The sequence below is a fragment of the Noviherbaspirillum sp. genome (assembly GCF_035654295.1).
Classification (GTDB): domain Bacteria; phylum Pseudomonadota; class Gammaproteobacteria; order Burkholderiales; family Burkholderiaceae_D; genus Noviherbaspirillum.
The window spans coordinates 1-15,438 of record NZ_DASRXF010000043.1; the positions used below are offsets into that span (position 1 = coordinate 1).

General features: G+C 63.6%; 18 protein-coding genes. 7 read left to right on the forward strand and 11 right to left on the reverse strand.

Annotated elements, in window-relative coordinates; all coding sequences use genetic code 11:
- The 4 genes from VFF99_RS05040 to VFF99_RS05055 all read right to left on the reverse strand — a co-directional run.
- A partial coding sequence (locus tag VFF99_RS05040) for a cytochrome c oxidase subunit 1 (protein WP_325015578.1) occupies window positions 1-1,307 on the reverse strand: 1,307 nt, incomplete at its 3' end.
- Between the two features lie 18 nt (window positions 1,308-1,325).
- The gene (coxB, locus tag VFF99_RS05045; RefSeq protein WP_325015580.1) at window positions 1,326-2,483 is read right to left on the reverse strand and encodes a cytochrome c oxidase subunit II; all 1,158 of its coding nucleotides are present in this window, start codon (window positions 2,481-2,483) and stop codon (window positions 1,326-1,328) included.
- Window positions 2,484-2,490: 7 nt separating this feature from the next.
- The gene (locus VFF99_RS05050; RefSeq protein WP_325015581.1) at window positions 2,491-2,964 is read right to left on the reverse strand and encodes a DUF2244 domain-containing protein; all 474 of its coding nucleotides are present in this window, start codon (window positions 2,962-2,964) and stop codon (window positions 2,491-2,493) included.
- A 248-nt stretch (window positions 2,965-3,212) separates the two neighbouring features.
- Window positions 3,213-4,154, reverse strand: coding sequence for a methyltransferase domain-containing protein (locus tag VFF99_RS05055; RefSeq protein WP_325015583.1), 942 nt, complete (start codon window positions 4,152-4,154; stop codon window positions 3,213-3,215).
- Between the two features lie 86 nt (window positions 4,155-4,240).
- Here VFF99_RS05055 and VFF99_RS05060 point away from each other — a divergent pair, with 86 nt between their 5' ends.
- Genes VFF99_RS05060 through VFF99_RS05070 form a run of 3 tightly spaced genes read left to right on the forward strand, consistent with a single transcriptional unit; the run spans window position 4,241 to window position 5,948 of the window.
- Window positions 4,241-4,948, forward strand: coding sequence for a ComF family protein (locus VFF99_RS05060; protein WP_325015584.1), 708 nt, complete (start codon window positions 4,241-4,243; stop codon window positions 4,946-4,948).
- Window positions 4,949-4,963: 15 nt separating this feature from the next.
- Window positions 4,964-5,434, forward strand: coding sequence for a tRNA (uridine(34)/cytosine(34)/5-carboxymethylaminomethyluridine(34)-2'-O)-methyltransferase TrmL (trmL, locus tag VFF99_RS05065; protein ID WP_325015586.1), 471 nt, complete (start codon window positions 4,964-4,966; stop codon window positions 5,432-5,434).
- 34 nt (window positions 5,435-5,468) lie between these two features.
- Window positions 5,469-5,948 (forward strand): copper chaperone PCu(A)C, encoded by a 480-nt coding sequence (locus VFF99_RS05070; protein ID WP_325015588.1) that lies wholly within the window; start codon window positions 5,469-5,471, stop codon window positions 5,946-5,948.
- 17 nt (window positions 5,949-5,965) lie between these two features.
- Here VFF99_RS05070 and VFF99_RS05075 read toward each other — a convergent pair whose 3' ends face one another.
- From VFF99_RS05075 to VFF99_RS05100, 6 genes are all read right to left on the reverse strand, one after another.
- A complete protein-coding gene (locus VFF99_RS05075; protein WP_325015589.1) occupies window positions 5,966-6,439 on the reverse strand; it encodes a DUF411 domain-containing protein in 474 nt (157 codons plus the stop codon).
- A 44-nt stretch (window positions 6,440-6,483) separates the two neighbouring features.
- A complete protein-coding gene (locus VFF99_RS05080; RefSeq protein WP_325015591.1) occupies window positions 6,484-7,047 on the reverse strand; it encodes a hypothetical protein in 564 nt (187 codons plus the stop codon).
- 66 nt (window positions 7,048-7,113) lie between these two features.
- Complete coding sequence (locus VFF99_RS05085; protein ID WP_325015593.1) at window positions 7,114-7,500, reverse strand: hypothetical protein; 387 nt, start codon at window positions 7,498-7,500, stop codon at window positions 7,114-7,116.
- Between the two features lie 49 nt (window positions 7,501-7,549).
- Window positions 7,550-8,554 carry an asparaginase gene (locus tag VFF99_RS05090; protein ID WP_325015594.1) on the reverse strand — a complete coding sequence of 335 codons (1,005 nt, stop codon included), beginning with the start codon at window positions 8,552-8,554 and terminating at the stop codon, window positions 7,550-7,552.
- A gap of 4 nt (window positions 8,555-8,558) precedes the next feature.
- The gene (rfaE2, locus tag VFF99_RS05095; protein ID WP_325015631.1) at window positions 8,559-9,035 is read right to left on the reverse strand and encodes a D-glycero-beta-D-manno-heptose 1-phosphate adenylyltransferase; all 477 of its coding nucleotides are present in this window, start codon (window positions 9,033-9,035) and stop codon (window positions 8,559-8,561) included.
- 129 nt (window positions 9,036-9,164) lie between these two features.
- Complete coding sequence (locus VFF99_RS05100) at window positions 9,165-10,022, reverse strand: ferritin-like domain-containing protein (RefSeq protein WP_325015596.1); 858 nt, start codon at window positions 10,020-10,022, stop codon at window positions 9,165-9,167.
- Between the two features lie 146 nt (window positions 10,023-10,168).
- Here VFF99_RS05100 and VFF99_RS05105 point away from each other — a divergent pair, with 146 nt between their 5' ends.
- Window positions 10,169-11,356, forward strand: a complete 1,188-nt coding sequence (locus VFF99_RS05105) for an MFS transporter (protein ID WP_325015598.1) — start codon at window positions 10,169-10,171, stop codon at window positions 11,354-11,356.
- Window positions 11,357-11,380: 24 nt separating this feature from the next.
- Complete coding sequence (locus VFF99_RS05110) at window positions 11,381-12,610, forward strand: MFS transporter (protein WP_325015600.1); 1,230 nt, start codon at window positions 11,381-11,383, stop codon at window positions 12,608-12,610.
- Window positions 12,611-12,621: 11 nt separating this feature from the next.
- On the opposite strand, the gene VFF99_RS05115 is transcribed toward VFF99_RS05110, so the two are convergent.
- Window positions 12,622-13,347 carry a PhaM family polyhydroxyalkanoate granule multifunctional regulatory protein gene (locus tag VFF99_RS05115; protein ID WP_325015603.1) on the reverse strand — a complete coding sequence of 242 codons (726 nt, stop codon included), beginning with the start codon at window positions 13,345-13,347 and terminating at the stop codon, window positions 12,622-12,624.
- Between the two features lie 194 nt (window positions 13,348-13,541).
- Between VFF99_RS05115 and VFF99_RS05120 the strand changes: the two genes are divergently transcribed.
- Window positions 13,542-14,651, forward strand: coding sequence for a DUF3108 domain-containing protein (locus tag VFF99_RS05120; protein ID WP_325015605.1), 1,110 nt, complete (start codon window positions 13,542-13,544; stop codon window positions 14,649-14,651).
- A complete protein-coding gene (locus VFF99_RS05125; RefSeq protein WP_325015607.1) occupies window positions 14,648-15,397 on the forward strand; it encodes a DUF3108 domain-containing protein in 750 nt (249 codons plus the stop codon). Before VFF99_RS05120 ends, VFF99_RS05125 begins: the two co-directional genes overlap by 4 nt.
- Window positions 15,398-15,438 lie beyond the last annotated feature (41 nt).

A 15,438-nucleotide genomic window follows, 5' to 3' on the forward strand; every position in this document is an offset into this window, starting at 1 on the left:
GTGATCAGCGAACCCCAGAAGTGGATCTTGCCGCGGGTTTCGTTGTACATGAAACCCGTCCACTTCGGACCCCAGTAGTAGAAACCGGCGAACAGCGCGAACAGCGAGCCGGCCACCAGCACGTAGTGGAAGTGCGCCACCACATAGTAGGTATCCTGCATCTGGATGTCGATCGGGGTCACGGCCAGGATCAGGCCGGTGAAGCCGCCCATCGTGAACACGAAGATGAAGCCGACTGCGAACAGCATCGGGGTTTCGAAGGTCATCGAACCCTTCCACATCGTCGCGATCCAGTTGAACACCTTCACGCCGGTCGGCACGGAGATCAGCATGGTCGCGTACATGAAGAACAGCTGCGCGGTCACCGGCATGCCGGTGGTGAACATGTGGTGCGCCCACACGATGAACGACAGGATCGCGATCGATGCCGTTGCGTACACCATCGATGCATAGCCGAACAGCGGCTTGCGCGAGAACGCCGGGATGATCTGCGACACGATACCGAAGGCCGGCAGAATCATGATGTACACCTCGGGGTGGCCGAAGAACCAGAAAATGTGCTGGTACATCACCGGGTCACCGCCGCCGGCGGCATTGAAGAAGGAGGTGCCGAAGTGGCGGTCGGTCAGCGTCATGGTGATGGCGCCGGCCAGCACGGGCATCACGGCGATCAGCAGGTAGGCGGTGATCAGCCAGGTCCAGCAGAACATCGGCATCTTCATCAGCGTCATGCCGGGGGCACGCATGTTGAGGATGGTGACGATGATGTTGATGGAACCCATGATCGACGACGCGCCCATGATGTGCATCGCGAAGATGCCCATGTCCATGCCGATGCCCATCTGGGTCGACAGCGGAGCGTACAGCGTCCAGCCCGCAGCGGTCGCGCCGCCGGGCACCAGGAAGGATGCCGCCAGCAGGATGGCAGCCGGGGGCAGCAGCCAGAACGAGAAGTTGTTCATGCGGGCGAACGCCATGTCGGATGCGCCGATCTGCAGCGGAATCATCCAGTTGGCGAAGCCGACGAAGGCCGGCATGATCGCGCCGAACACCATGATCAGGCCGTGCATGGTGGTCAGCTGGTTGAAGAACTCCGGCTGCACCAGTTGCAGGCCGGGCTGGAACAGCTCGGCACGGATCATCAGTGCCAGCACGCCGCCCGACAGCAGCATGATGAACGAGAACCACAGGTACAGCGAACCGATGTCCTTGTGATTGGTGGCGTACAACCAGCGCTGCCAGCCGTGCGGATGGTCGTGCGCGTGGTCGTGAGAGTGATCGTGTGCGTGATCAACTGCGGTGGTCATCTCAATCTCCTAATTCAATTACTTGCGCGCAGCCAGCACTTCAGCCGGTTGAACAATGTTTTCCTGGGCCTTGTTGGACCAGTTGTTGCGGGTGTAGGTGATCACGGCAGCGAGTTCGGTGTCGGACAGCTGCTTGAACGGAGGCATGCCCTTGCGGCCATGCACCACAACCTTGATTTGTTCTGCACGCGGACCGTTCACCACCGGCGAGCCGTCGAGGGCCGGGAACGCTCCCGGAACACCCTTGCCGGTTGCCTGGTGGCAGGCCACGCAGTTGGCGGCGTAAACCTGCGCGCCACGCTGCTTGAGTTCATCCACGGTCCAGGTCTTGTTCGGATCGTCAGCCTTGGCTGCCATTTCCTTCTTCTTGCCCTCGACCCACTTCGTGTATTCCTCGTCGGTCACGACATTGACCACGATCGGCATGAAGGCGTGCTCCTTGCCGCACAGTTCGGCGCACTGGCCGCGGTAGACGCCGGTCTTTTCCGCACGGAACCAGGTGTCGCGCACAAAGCCGGGAATCGCGTCCTGCTTCACGGCAAATGCCGGGATCATCCAGGCGTGGATCACGTCGTTGGCGGTCAGCACCAGACGAACCTTCTTGTTGACCGGAACGACAACCGGGTTGTCGACTTCGATCAGGTAGTTGTCGTTGGTGATGCTGGCCGGGTTGATGACCTGTTCGCGCGGCGTGGACAGCGCGGAGAGGAAGGAAATGCCTTCACCTTCACCCTTCAGGTAGTCGTAGCCCCACTTCCACTGCATGCCCGTCACCTTGATGGTGAGGTCGGCATTGGAGGTATCTTTCATCGCGACGACGGTCTTGGTGGCCGGCAGCGCCATGCCGATGACGATCAGGAACGGGACGACCGTCCAGGCGATCTCGACGGCGGTGCTTTCGTGGAAGGTCGCCGGCTTGTGGCCGACGGATTTGCGGTGCTTGAAGATGGAATAGAACATCACGCCGAACACCGCGACGAAGATCACCAGGCAGATGATCAGCATCAGGTTGTGCAGCGAATAGACTTCCTCGGCGATCTTGGTGACCGGTTCGTGGAAGGTTATCTGACGGTTTGCGGGACCGCCCGGGCTATCGTTGACCGCCCATGACGGCATGCCTGCCATCAGGAGCGACGCACCGAGCATCAGGGAGTGAAGGCGCTTCGCAAGTTTCATATTTTCCTCAAAAGCCAAAATTGGAATTCTGTTTATATCTATGCCACGCAAGCGCGCCTTTCAGCTCCAGCGCAAGCTCGCGTCGTTTCCATTCTGTCAAAAACCGGCCGATTTCGACCTTGGTGCCGTTCGCCTCCAAACGCACCAGCCCGCTGCTGCCCGACACGGGCGGCTCGACGCGCGTGAGGCGCGGATCCAGCCTGAATTGTCGGACATGCTCCACCTGGATGACTTCCACCAGCAGGCAGTTCTCTTCGAGTGCGATATGTTCCCTGTCCGTCGCATGACGAGCATACAACAAAAAGGCAACTCCTACTCCAAACTGCTCAATCAGCGCAAATCCAAGGACGTACCAGGCACCGGAAGCAGCAAAAAATATCGCGACCAGCAATGATGTCGTGCATACCGCGAAATAGGTCAAGCCGAGCTGTCGCGGTGTCAGTGAGCAATTGCGCTTCAACATCCATTCGCGAGTGACCATGATGGTTGCCTCAAGACGGCTGCGAAGCGGCGCGCTCCCTGCGCAAAACCACGGAAGTATAAGTCGGAACTTGGATGGTTATCAAGGGGAAAAATGTCCTACAAAATCGTGCGAACGCAGGCGTGGCGCGGCTCTGCAACAGAGGGAAACCACTACATGCATTGTCATTCAGGCCACTCTGCGCGCGGACTTCGGCTGACATCGCAACGGACTTTGTCTGTCAGATGAACGAGGCTGCGCAGGCCGCGCTACTGGCGCCTGCGCGGAAGGTCCAGCCTGATGATCGCTTCGCCGGCCGCGGTCCTGGTCGGCGCCGGACGGAAGGCGTGCCCGTAGACCACTTCGAAGGTCAACGGGATCTTGCCGTCCGGACGGCGGCAGGCATCCAGTGCACCAAGCAGCCGCGCCCAGTCGCCGCGTCCATACAAGCCGCGCCGGCGCGTGAGCAGCGGATTGCCTCCCCACGCACGCACATCAGCCAGCAGCTTATCGGTGGACTCATAGGTGACGGTAATGGTTTCCATATCCATCACCGGCGTGGAGAATCCGGTATTGACGAGCATGTCCCCGAGGTCATGCATGTCGACGAAGTTCAGGGTATGGGGCGTGGCGTCGATCCCCGAAAACGCGTCGCGGATTTCCTTGAAAGTATCGGGACCGAAACAGGAAAACATCAACAGCCCGTCGACCCGCAGCACCCTGCGCCACTCGGCGAACACGAGGTCGGGTTGCGGATGCCAGTGCAACGCGAGGTTGGACCAGATCAGGTCGGCGCTGGCGGTCGCACAGGGGAGCTGGGAAAAATCGCCGCACAGTTGTCCGGCACCATCCTCAGGCCTGGCGCCCATCTTTCTCGGCAGAAGCTTCCCGAGCAGGCGCGTCATCGATGTCGCCGCGGCCGAGCGGCCCTGACGGCCGACGGCGAGCAGGGCCTGGGAGGCGTCGACACCGACCAGGTGGGCCTGCGGGTACAACTCCTGCAAGGCGGTGAAATCCGCTCCTTCCCCGCAGCCGAGGTCGAGCACGCGCTCCGGCGCGATCTTCACCAGCGACAGGCGTTCGTGCATGCGCCCGGCCACTTCCCTGCGCAGGAAGTTCGAATCGGCAATCCTGTCCGGGCGGTCGAACAGACGGCGCACGGCGTGGAGGTCGATGGGCGCACTGAGGTTGGAAGCGGGTTGGGACGGCACGAGGAAATCCGGCGGGGCAATGAGATAATGCAGGCAGTTTACACGCTCGAGGATTTGCCTGCTCCATGTTCTCCCGGATGCGTCCGATGCTGCACCAGCTCCTGTCGGGGGCGCCGCGCGCGCTGCCCTCATCCTGCGCGCTGTGCGGCCAGGAAGAAGGCTCGGCCTTGTGCGGAACCTGTCGCATGCAGTTCTTTGCGGCAAGAAAGCCGCGCTGCGCGTGCTGCGGCATCGGACTGGCCAGCGCTGCCGACGCGCGTTGCGGCGATTGCGTCAAACAGCCTCCCGCCTTCGACGCGACCATCGTCGCGGCGGATTACGGCGCACCGGTGGACCGGCTGGTGCTTGCGCTGAAGTTCGGCAACCGGCTTGAGATCGCGCCGCTGTTTGCGCAGTTGCTCTTGCAGGCGGCAAAGGGATCGACAACGCCCGAAGTGCTGACCGCTGTTCCGCTCGGCCCGCAGCGGCTGTTGCAGCGCGGGTTCAACCAGGCGCTCGAAATCGCCAGGCCGCTCTCGCGCCGCCTGCGCGTAAAGCTCGACCCGCATCTCGTCGCGCGCCACAGGGAAACGCAGTCGCAATCGATGTTGCACCCCGACGAACGGCATAGGAATATCCGCAACGCCTTCGTCGTTCCCGCACGCGCAATGGACATGGTGCGCGGGCGCCACATCGGCGTCGTCGACGACGTGATGACGACCGGGGAGACGCTCAACGAGCTGGCGGCCACCCTCAAGCGTTTCGGCGCCGCGCGCGTCACCAACATCGTATTCGCGCGCACGCCGCAGCGATGAGTGAAGGAGCATGATTTGTTTCACGTTGTACTTGTCGAACCCGAAATCCCGCCCAACACCGGCAATGTCATCCGGCTGTGCGCCAACACCGGCGCGCAGCTCCACCTGGTCGAGCCGCTGGGCTTTCCGCTCGACGACGCGAAGATGCGTCGCGCTGGCCTCGATTACCACGACTACGCGACGATGAAGGTGCACCGGGGCTGGGAAGACTTCCTCGCAAGCGAGTGCCCCGACCCGGCCCGCATGTTCGCACTGACCACGCATGGCTCGACGCCGTTTGCCCAGGTAACATTCCGCCCGGGAGACGTGTTCGTCTTCGGATCGGAAACGCGCGGCCTGGCGCCCGCACTGCGGGAGTCGTTTCCGCCCTCGCAACGGATCCGGCTGCCCATGCGGCCGGAAAACCGCAGCCTCAACCTGTCGAACACCGTCGCCGTCGTGGTCTACGAGGCGTGGCGGCAAAACGGCTTTGCCGGCGGCGCCTGATTTTCTTTTACGCACTTATCCAACAAGGAACACCATGAATTTGCGCACTCTCTCGATCCTCGCCGCCGCCACCGTCTTCGGCGTCTCCGCCCACGCGCAGGATGCGAAGCTCAAAGACCTCCACATCACCAACGCGCATGCGCGGGCCACTGTCACCAGCCAGCAGGCGGGCGGTGCTTACGTGACGATCGAGAACAAGGGCAAGCTTGCGGACAAGCTGGTCGGCGCGAGCTCTCCTGTCGCGAAGAGCGTCGAAATCCATACGATGGCGATGGAAGGCAATGTGATGCGGATGCGCGAGGTGGGGCAGATCGACATCCCCGCCTCCGGCCGCCTGGACATGAAGCCCGGCGAAGGCTATCACCTGATGCTGATGGGACTGCGCCAGCCCTTGAAGGCCGGCGACAGCTTCCCGCTCACGCTGAACTTCGAGAAGGCGGGCAAGGCCGAGGTGAAGGTGAAAGTGCAGGAGAAGAAGGACAGCGGCCACGGCGGCATGCACCATGGCCACTGATGCGGCATCGGGCGTGATCAGGCGCCGTAGTGCCTGTACACCCTGGAGCGTCCGTCGGCCTCGATGAGCAGGACGTCGTACGAGTCCTTGCGCGACCCTTCCATCCCGGGCGAGCCCATGGGCATGCCCGGCACCGCTAGTCCGCGCGCCTTCGGCCGTTCGGCCAGCAGACGCTTGACCTCGGCCGCCGGCACGTGGCCTTCGAGTGCATAGCCGGCAACGACGCCGGTGTGGCAGGAGCCCAGCGCCTCCGGCACGCCATGCTTCTTCCGGTACGCCGAGGGATCCGGCACATCGGTCGCCTTGACGGTGAAACCGTTGGCGCGCAGGTGGTCTACCCACAGGTGGCAACAGCCGCAGCTTTCGCTCTTGTACACCTCGATGACCGGCAAGGCTCCCTTAGCCCCTGGCGCCGCCGGCGCCGCCTTCGCGGCGACAGCGGGCAACAGCAGCGCGGCAAATGCGCGCTGCAGGAGTGTTCGTCTTTGCATGATTGATTCCTTTGCTTGCTGATGTTGATTCTGCATCGCCGGCATTAGTCGTGCCCCATCTTGCCGTGCATCATTCCGTGCTTATGACCGCCGCCGCCGGGATTGGTGCCCCCGTAGCCGCGCAGCCTGTCATATTCGGCGATCTGTTCGCGTGACAAGAGCTGTTGCATGGACAGGTGTGCGCCGAGGTGGACGGCACGGTACTCCGCCTGCAGCATCCCGATCTCCCCGACGATGCTGCGCATGCTGTCATGGTTCGCCTTGCCGCCCGCGAACAAGGCCTCTAGCTCCGCCTCCTTCTGCACAATGCGCTCGCCCAGCCGCGCGGCTTCGCGGGCCATGTCCTCCTGCAACTGCCGTGTTCTTGCCTGCTGCTCTTGCGACAAGTCCAGAGCTTGCGCATGTTCGAGGACGTGCCTCGGACCGGGATAGTGGTTCAATTCCGCAGCGAGCGAGGTGCGCATTCCCCGGCCGTGTCGGTAATCGGCGATCTCCTGCTCGGAGAGCGCTTTGATGGAACGCCTTTCCTGCCCGGCGTACGGGCTGTCGGCGGCATGGACGAACGAGGCCGCCAATGCAAAGGCGGCAAAGGCAAATCGGTATTGCATGTCATTTCCTTTCAAACGTGATCAAACACGCGCCGGGCATTGATGCCGGGCGGCGCAATTCGGAGTTCAAAGGGAATGCGTGCGTGGCGGGCGTTCGGGGCCGTCGGGAATGAAGTTCGGAAGCCGGAATCCGGCGTAGGTGATGACGTCGGGCAGAGGATGCGAAGATGGCAGCGCCAACTCGCCTGCGGGCATCCACGGTACGCCGGCGTAGTCGGCGATGCAGTCGGTGCCGGACGTCTGCTTGTCCGGCGCATGCTGCTGGTGTGCATCGTCCTGCGATGCCTGCATGCCCGCGCAGGGATGGGCATGCATGTCTTCCGCCGGCGCCACGTAGGATACCGCCGGCGCGCCATTGGCCGCCTTGCACACAAGGAGCGCGTTCGCCGCCGCGCCCTGGAGCGGAACCAGGGCCATCAGCAGCCAGATGACGAATGCCTGCATTGCTTTCATGGAGTGCTCACGATAGCACATCGTCATGAAGCCGGCAGGCGGGCCGGCTTCAGGCTTTGATCAGCGAAACCGCCGGCCTCACCTCGCCGGTCGGGATATTCCGCAGGTTGCGCAGTTCCGTTGTCCGCCAGGATTCGAGCGGGCTTCCATGGTCGGGCAAGAGTCCGAGCTGCTGCAGGACGGAGATGGTCGCGGGCTGCAGGCCGCGCGCGCTGCCGTCGGCTGCCTTCAATGCGATCCCCAGTCCCGCGGACCGGATGCCGATCACCTGGACACCCTCGGCGCCGCCCTTGGCCACCCAGTCGCCCTTCCCGGCCTGCATGAGGGCAAGGTCGATGCGCCCGGTGCCGGAGACCAGTTCGGGATGGCTGGTCATGGCCGAGAAGAGTTCGCCGGTCAGTTCGCCGAAGTGCGGGTCCGGCCGCTGCTGCGCCAGCCGCGCATAGGTGTAGGCGAGGCGCGACAGCGGCAAGGCGTAGTTCGGCGCGGAGCAGCCGTCGGTCCCCGCAACCATCGCCGCCTCCGGCACGCCGGCGACATCGGCCAGGCATGTACGGATCGCGCTCTGCAAGGGATGCGCGGGATCGAGGTAAGTCTCGAGCGGCAGGCCGTGCTGCCGGCAGTACGCAAGGAAACCGGCATGCTTGCCGCTGCAGTTGTTGTGGAGCTGATTGAAACTTGCGCCGGGCGGAGGCTGGACGTTCGATGCCGCATATTGGATCGGGACGTGGCAGCCGCATTGCAGGTGGTGTTCATCGCAACCCGACTTTTGCAGCATCGATTCGACCACGGCCGTGTGCATCGCTTCGCCGGAATGGCTGGCGCACAGGAGGGCCAGCTCGCGGCTGCCGAACGCGAAGCGCGCGGGCCCGCCCGCGCGCAGGAAAGGCAATGCCTGGAAGGGTTTGATCGTCGAGCGGGTGAAGGTGAGGAAGTGCGGGTCGCCCGCGTGGTAGAGCAGCTCGCCGCGCGCATTGACCACGGCGACCGCGCCGAAATGAATGGATTCGACCTGGCCTCCGCGCGTGACTTCGGCAATCGGTGCGAGCTTCATGATGTCACCCCTTACGGACTTTCTTCAAAAGACTGGTCGTCGAGCGGTCGTGCTCGAAATCGATCGCGACCGCCTTGCCGCCGTAGGCCATCACGGCACGTCCTTCCGGGATCGCTGCCATGTCGTAATCGCCGCCTTTCACATAGATGCCGGGCCGTGCTTCCTGCACCACCTCCAGCGCCGTATCCTCGTCGAACGGCACCACCATGCTTACCGATTCCAGCGCGGCGAGGATGGCCATGCGGTCCTCGCAGGTGTTGACGGGCCGGTCGTCGCCCTTCCCGAGGCGCTTCACGGAAGCGTCGGTATTGACTGCGACGACCAGCGACGCACCCAGTTCGCGCGCCTGCGCGAGATAGGTGACATGGCCGCGGTGCAGGATGTCGAAGACACCGTTGGTGAGGACTACGGGTTCGGGCAGCTGCTTCACGCGCGCCGCCAGCTCGGTGCGCGCGCAGATCTTGTTCTCGAAAGTCGGCATGATGGAAAGGATGCGATGGTGGTTCACTTGCGCAGCAAGTGTAGCAGCGTTGGCCGAAGCGAAAATAAAAAAGCCGCAAGCAGGAGCTTGCGGCTTGCAGGACGTTAATCCGGTATCAGTGTCGCAGCATCATGCGGCGGGCTGAAGGCCGCCTTGGCCGAGGCGGCCGGTAATTTCCTTGCGGTAGCGGTTCAGGTCCTGGACCGATTCGAAGGTGCGCTCGAACAGCAGCGACATGTTGTGCAGGATGCGGTCGACCACCTTCTTTTCCCATTCGCCGTCGAACTTGATCTGGCCATCGAGCCAGCGCTCCAGCCAGTTCGGGTCGGGCAGGCGGCTCTGCACCGTGTCGTTGGGGAACAGCGCCTGGTTGACGTGCAGGTTGGTCGGGTGCAGCGGCTTGTCGGTGCGGCGCGCGGAGGCCATCAGGACGCCGATCTTGGCGAAAGCGGCACGGGCGGAATCGCCCACCTCGTTCAAGGCCTTCTTCATGTAGCGCAGGTAAGCGCCACCGTGGCGGGCCTCGTCCTGGCTGATCACCTTGTAGATATGCTTGATGACGGGCTCGGTGTGCCAGTCGGAGGCGCAGCGATACCAGTGGTTCAGGCGGATTTCGCCGCAGAAATGCAGCATCAGGGTTTCCAGCGGCGGCGCCGGGTCGAACTCGAAACGCACGTTGTGCAGTTCTTCCTCGGTGGGCACGAGATCCGGGCGGAAGCGGCGCAGGTATTCCATCAGGACCAGCGAATGCTTCTGCTCCTCGAAGAACCAGACCGACATGAATGCGGAAAAGTCGCTGTCGCCACGGTTGTCGCGCAGGAACATCTCGGTTGCGGGCAAGGCCGACCATTCCGTAATGGCGTTCATCCGGATGGTTTGTGCTTGTTCGTCTGTCAGCTTCGATGCATCAAACTTGTCCCAGGGAATGTCTTTTTCCATGTTCCACCGGACTTGCTCTAGCGATTTGAAAAGTTCTGGGTACAGCATCACGCACCTTCAATGTTGATTAAGTCGTTGATTCTACCAATAAAAGCGGAATTCCCCGAATTAGGGGGATCCGGCCGGAACGGGACACGGGCGGATTTGCTACAGTGCTGCGCACGGCCCTCACTGCCGCCACCACGCAAAACAACATGAAAAACAGCTCCGCCCGCCCGCCAAGGGCCGCAATCCCCCCTACTGTCTGGGTGCTCGGCTTTGTCAGTCTTTTGATGGACATTTCGTCGGAAATGATCCATAGCCTGCTGCCGGTGTTTATGACCGTTGTTCTCGGAACAAGTGCCACAACGGTGGGCATCATTGAAGGAATTGCCGAGGCCACCGCCCTTGTCACCAAGGTTTTTTCCGGGGTCCTCAGCGACTGGATCGGCAAGCGCAAGTGGCTGGCGGTGATCGGATACGGCCTGGGCGCACTCACCAAACCCTTTTTCGCCATGGCGACCGGCGCCGGCTGGGTGCTCGGCGCGCGGTTCGCGGACCGGATCGGCAAGGGAATCCGCGGTGCGCCGCGCGACGCCCTGATCGCGGACGTCACCGATCCCTCGATGCGCGGCGCCGCATTCGGCCTGCGCCAGTCCCTCGATACGGTAGGCGCCTTCGTCGGCCCCCTGCTGGCAATGGGGCTGATGCTGCTGTGGGCGAATGATTTCCGTGCGGTATTCTGGGTCGCCGTCATTCCCGGCGCGCTGGCGGTGCTCCTGCTGATCGTCGGGGTGCGCGAACCGCAGCGGGAAAGCCCCCCCGGGCGCGCAGCCTTCCCGATTTCCCGCCCCGCCCTCGCCCTATTGCCCGCCGCCTACTGGTGGGTGGTGATCGCCGGCGCGGTGCTGACGCTGGCGCGGTTTTCCGAAGCGTTCCTGGTGCTGCGCGTGCAGCAGGGCGGATTGCCGCTGGCGCTGGCGCCGCTGGTGCTGGTGCTGATGAATGTGATCTATTCCGTCTGCGCCTATCCGCTGGGCAAGCTCGCCGATACAATGCCCCACCGGACGCTGCTGGTGGCCGGCATCGTGCCGCTGGTAATCGCAGACCTGCTGCTGGCGTATAGCGGGGAGTTGGGATGGGCCGGCGCCGGCCTGGTTTTCTGGGGACTGCACATGGCCGCCACGCAGGGCTTGCTGTCCGCCATGGTCGCCGATACCGCACCCGCCCATCTGCGCGGGACCGCCTTCGGCCTGTTCAACCTGGCCAGCGGCATCGCCATGCTGGCGGCAAGCATCATCGCCGGCGTGCTCTGGGATACGCTGGGCGCGCAAGCGACCTTCCACGCCGGGGCTGTTTTCGCCATTCTCGCCATAGTCCTGCTGTCGCTGCGGCGCGGCTGACACGATATTCATCCTGGATCCTGAATGTCCACACTCAATCCGAACCTGCAAAAGAACGAACGGCTGTTTCTCCTGGTGCTCGCAGGCATCCAGTTCACGCACATCCTCGATTTCATGATCATGATGCCGCTCGGCCCGCAGCTGATCCGGGTGATGCAGATCGATACGCATGAATTCGGCCTCCTGCTGTCGTCGTACACCTTCACCGCCGCGGCATCCGGCCTGCTAGCGGCCACCTACGTCGACCGCTTCGACCGCCGCAAGCTGATGCTGACGCTGTATGTGCTGTTCATCGTCGCCACCCTGTTATGCGGCATCGCGCCGGGCTTCCTCTCGCTGCTGGCCGCACGGGCGATGGCGGGCGCCTTCGGCGGCGTGCTCGGCGCAATGGTGCAGACCATGATCGCCGATGTGATTCCCTTCGAGCGGCGCGGCCAGGCAATGGGGACGGTGATGGCCGCGTTCTCGGTGTCGACGGTGGCGGGCGTGCCGCTCGGGCTGTTTCTCGCCGAGCACCTCACCCTGCTCGGCTGGCGCGCGCCCTTCTTTTTCATCGTGCTGGTGTCCTGCATCATCCTCGCGTTCGGCTACCGCCACCTGCCGCCATTGACCGCGCACATGGAGAAGAAACAGTCCGGCAACGTGTTCCAGCAGATCTATGCGGTGGCACGCGCGCCCGCGCACCTGAAGGCTTTCTTCTTCGTGGGACTGCTGATGATGAACTTCAGCGTGATCCCCTATATCGCGCTGTACTACACCGCGAACCTCGGCATGACGGACAGCTTCATCACCGTGATCTATCTGGTCGGCGGCGCAGCAACGCTCCTGAGCTCGCGCATGATCGGCAGGCTGGCCGACCGGCAGGGCAAGCTGCGCACCTTCCGCTGGGTCGCGATCGCCTCCTTCCTGCCTATCCTGGCGACCACGCACCTCGTGCCCGTGCCGTGGTGGATCGTGCTGCTCAATTCGACGCTGTTCTTCGTTCTCGTGTCGGGACGGATGATCCCGGGAATGGCGATGGTGACCGCGGTGGCGCCGCTGCAGGTGCGCGGGACCTTCATGAGCCTGGGCTCATCGGTGCAGATGCTGGGGTCGGGCCTGGCGTCGCTGGTCGCGGGCCTGATCATCACGCGCAACGCCGCCGGCCAGATCGAGCACTACAACCTCGTCGGCTACTTTGCGCTGGCGTGCGGACTGGCCGCCTTGTGGATGGCAGGGCGCCTGACGGTTTCCCGTCCGGCGCCGCAGGAGTGAGGCAGGCAGTCTTACTTGCTCGTCTTGCGCTTGCGGGCGGTGCCGGAGGCTGAAGACGATGAAGACGAAGCGGATGACGAGGAGGCCTTCGGCTTGGCGCTGGTCTTGGCTTTCGGCTTTTCGGTCGTCACCGGTGCGGTTGCCGCGGCCGCAACCGCCTGGGTTTCCTGCATCGCGGTATTGACCGCCTGCTGGAACTGGTCCTGCAGCATGTTCCACCACGCGGCGGCATTCACCAGCGGGGCGGTCAGGCTGGCGGCGTCCTGCTCGTCCTTCGTGGTCGGCTCGGGCGGCGGCGCGTGGACGCGCTCGGTGCCGTGACTGCTGCCATTGGCCCCGCTGGCACCATTACCCTTCACCCCATCGGACGCCGCCGATGCGGACTGCGTCGAATCCTGCCCGGCGGGATTCATCGTTGCGCTGAAGCGCTCGCCCATCGTCTGCAGCGTCGAAATGGTCGCCGCCTGGACTTCCAGTGCCTGGATGGTACTGCGCAGCATGCCCATGTTCAGGTTGAGCCAGGACTCGACCGCCTTCAGGTCGGAGATTTTCTTGTTGATCTCGTCCACCGACAGGGTGGGCATGACCATCCCGGGCACGTTCATGGATTGCATGCCGGGCACGTTCATCCCGGGCAGGCCCATGCTGCCCCACAGGTTCTTGACGAAATCGAGCGTATCCGTCATCGCACCCATCCCGGGGATGTTCGGGATGTTCGGTATATTCGGCTTGATCATCACTACCCTCCGTCGGAAAAATACCTGCAGCCTATCAGATTGGCTGAGTGAACAAAATGCCAAAGGTTCCGATATTAGCGCGATCCCGGCATGGCAGTCCTGCTCCAGATCACGATGCGATGCCCTTGGCCTTGCCGCTCCGAAACTTTGTTTTGCGCCGAGATGGATGACCGGATGGTTGTTACACTAGCGGCATGCTCCGCTCTCTGCCGCCAGCCGCCGATGCCCAACGATCCGCCCGCCGGATCATGCTGCCGGCCGCCTTGCTGGCGTCATTGCTGTGGCACCTCCTCCTCGTGAACTGGGCAAGCGGGCATATCGCGCTTCCGGCGATGTCCAGCGAACCGCCTGCCGTCATCACCACCGAGCTGCGCCCGCCGCCGGTTGCCGCGCCGGCGCCGCCGCCCGTGGCCGCGAAACCGAAACCGAAACGCAAGCCGAAACCGCGTCCTGCCACGCCGCCTCCGGCGCCGATAACCGAAACGGCGGAGGCGTCCCTCCCGCTTGAGCCGCATCCTGAGCCGGTCGCTCTCGCGCCCGAGCCCGTTGCGGAGGAGCCGGCGCCGCCGCTCGCGGAAGCAGAGCTGCCTCCCGCGGAATCCGAAGGCAACACGAAGTTCGACCCGCCGCCGTCGGCCGAGCTGAAGTACGAGGTGCAGGCGCTGCGCGACGGCAAACAATGGTTCGGCTCCGGCGTGTTCGAATGGCAGGCCGGCAGGGACAGTTACGTGATCACGGGCGAGGCAAGCATCACCATCCTGTTCAAGATCTCGGTACTCAATTTCCGCAGCGAAGGCGCGATCAATACGTTCGGCATCGCGCCCGTGCTGTACAGCGAGAAGCCGTGGCGCAAGGCGAAGACGAACACGCACTTCCGGCATGAGGACAGGAAGATCAGCTTTTCGGCGTCGCAGGCGGTCTATCCTTACAATGGCGGCGAGCAGGACCGCGCAAGCATCATGTGGCAGCTGGCGTCGATCGGCCGCGGCGACCCCTCGCAGTTTGCCCCCGGCGCCGCATTCGACATCATGGTGGCCGGCGCGCGCAACGCCGAGACCTGGCGCATCGACGTGGTCGGCCAGGAAGACATCGAAACGCCGCATGGAAAAATGAACGCCTGGCACGTCGTCCGCGCGCCCAAGCCTGGATCGTACGACCAGAAGATCGACATCTGGATGGCGCCCCAGCACGAGTGGTATCCGGCCAAGGTACGGTTTACCTATCCCAACGGCGATTACCTCGACATGCTGCTCGAGGAACTCACTCCCCGCAGCAGCGCCGACACTTCATCAGGAAACGAATGAGCTTCTCCCTCCGACTACCGCTTGCCGCCCTGTTCTGCGGCCTGCTGGCCCATGGCGCCGCCACTGCCGTCGCTGCGCCGAAATACAAGACGAACCTGCCGCCCTCCGCGGAACTGAGCTATGCGATCAAGGCCAGGCAGAAAGGCATTCCGGTCGAAGGCGAAGCCTTGATGCGCTGGTCGTACGATGCCGGAAAATTCAGCGCGACCAACGAGGCGCGCGCGGTACTGGTCGGCAAGATCCTCGACGCGCGCAGCGAGGGCCGGGTCGATGCCTTCGGCCTGGCTCCTGCCCGCTTCACCGAGAAGCGTTTCCGCAAGGAGGCGGCCACCACCACCTTCGACCGCGACGCGGGAGAAATCCGCTTCGCCCAGTCCGAGCAGACCTACCCGATCAAGGGCGGCGAGCAGGATCGCAACAGCGTGATCTGGGAACTGGTGTCGGTCGCGCGCGGCGCCCCGGCGCGCGCCAAGCCCGGCACGAGCTGGAACTTTGTCGTCGCCGGCGTGCGCGATGCCGAACCCTGGACCTTCAAGGTGGTCAAGCAGGAAAAGATCGGCACGCCGCTCGGCGAAGTGAACGCGCTGCACGTCACGCGCGTGCCGCAGGGCGATGCGGAGGAGCAGCACATCGACATCTGGCTGGCGCCCTCGATGGAGTGGTATCCGGTCCGGGTGCGTTACAGCGAGGATGACGGCGACTACATCGAGCAGACGCTGCGCACGATCAACCGCAAGACCCCGTGACACCCGCCGGCGGCGCTACAATGGCCGCCGTCCCACATCAC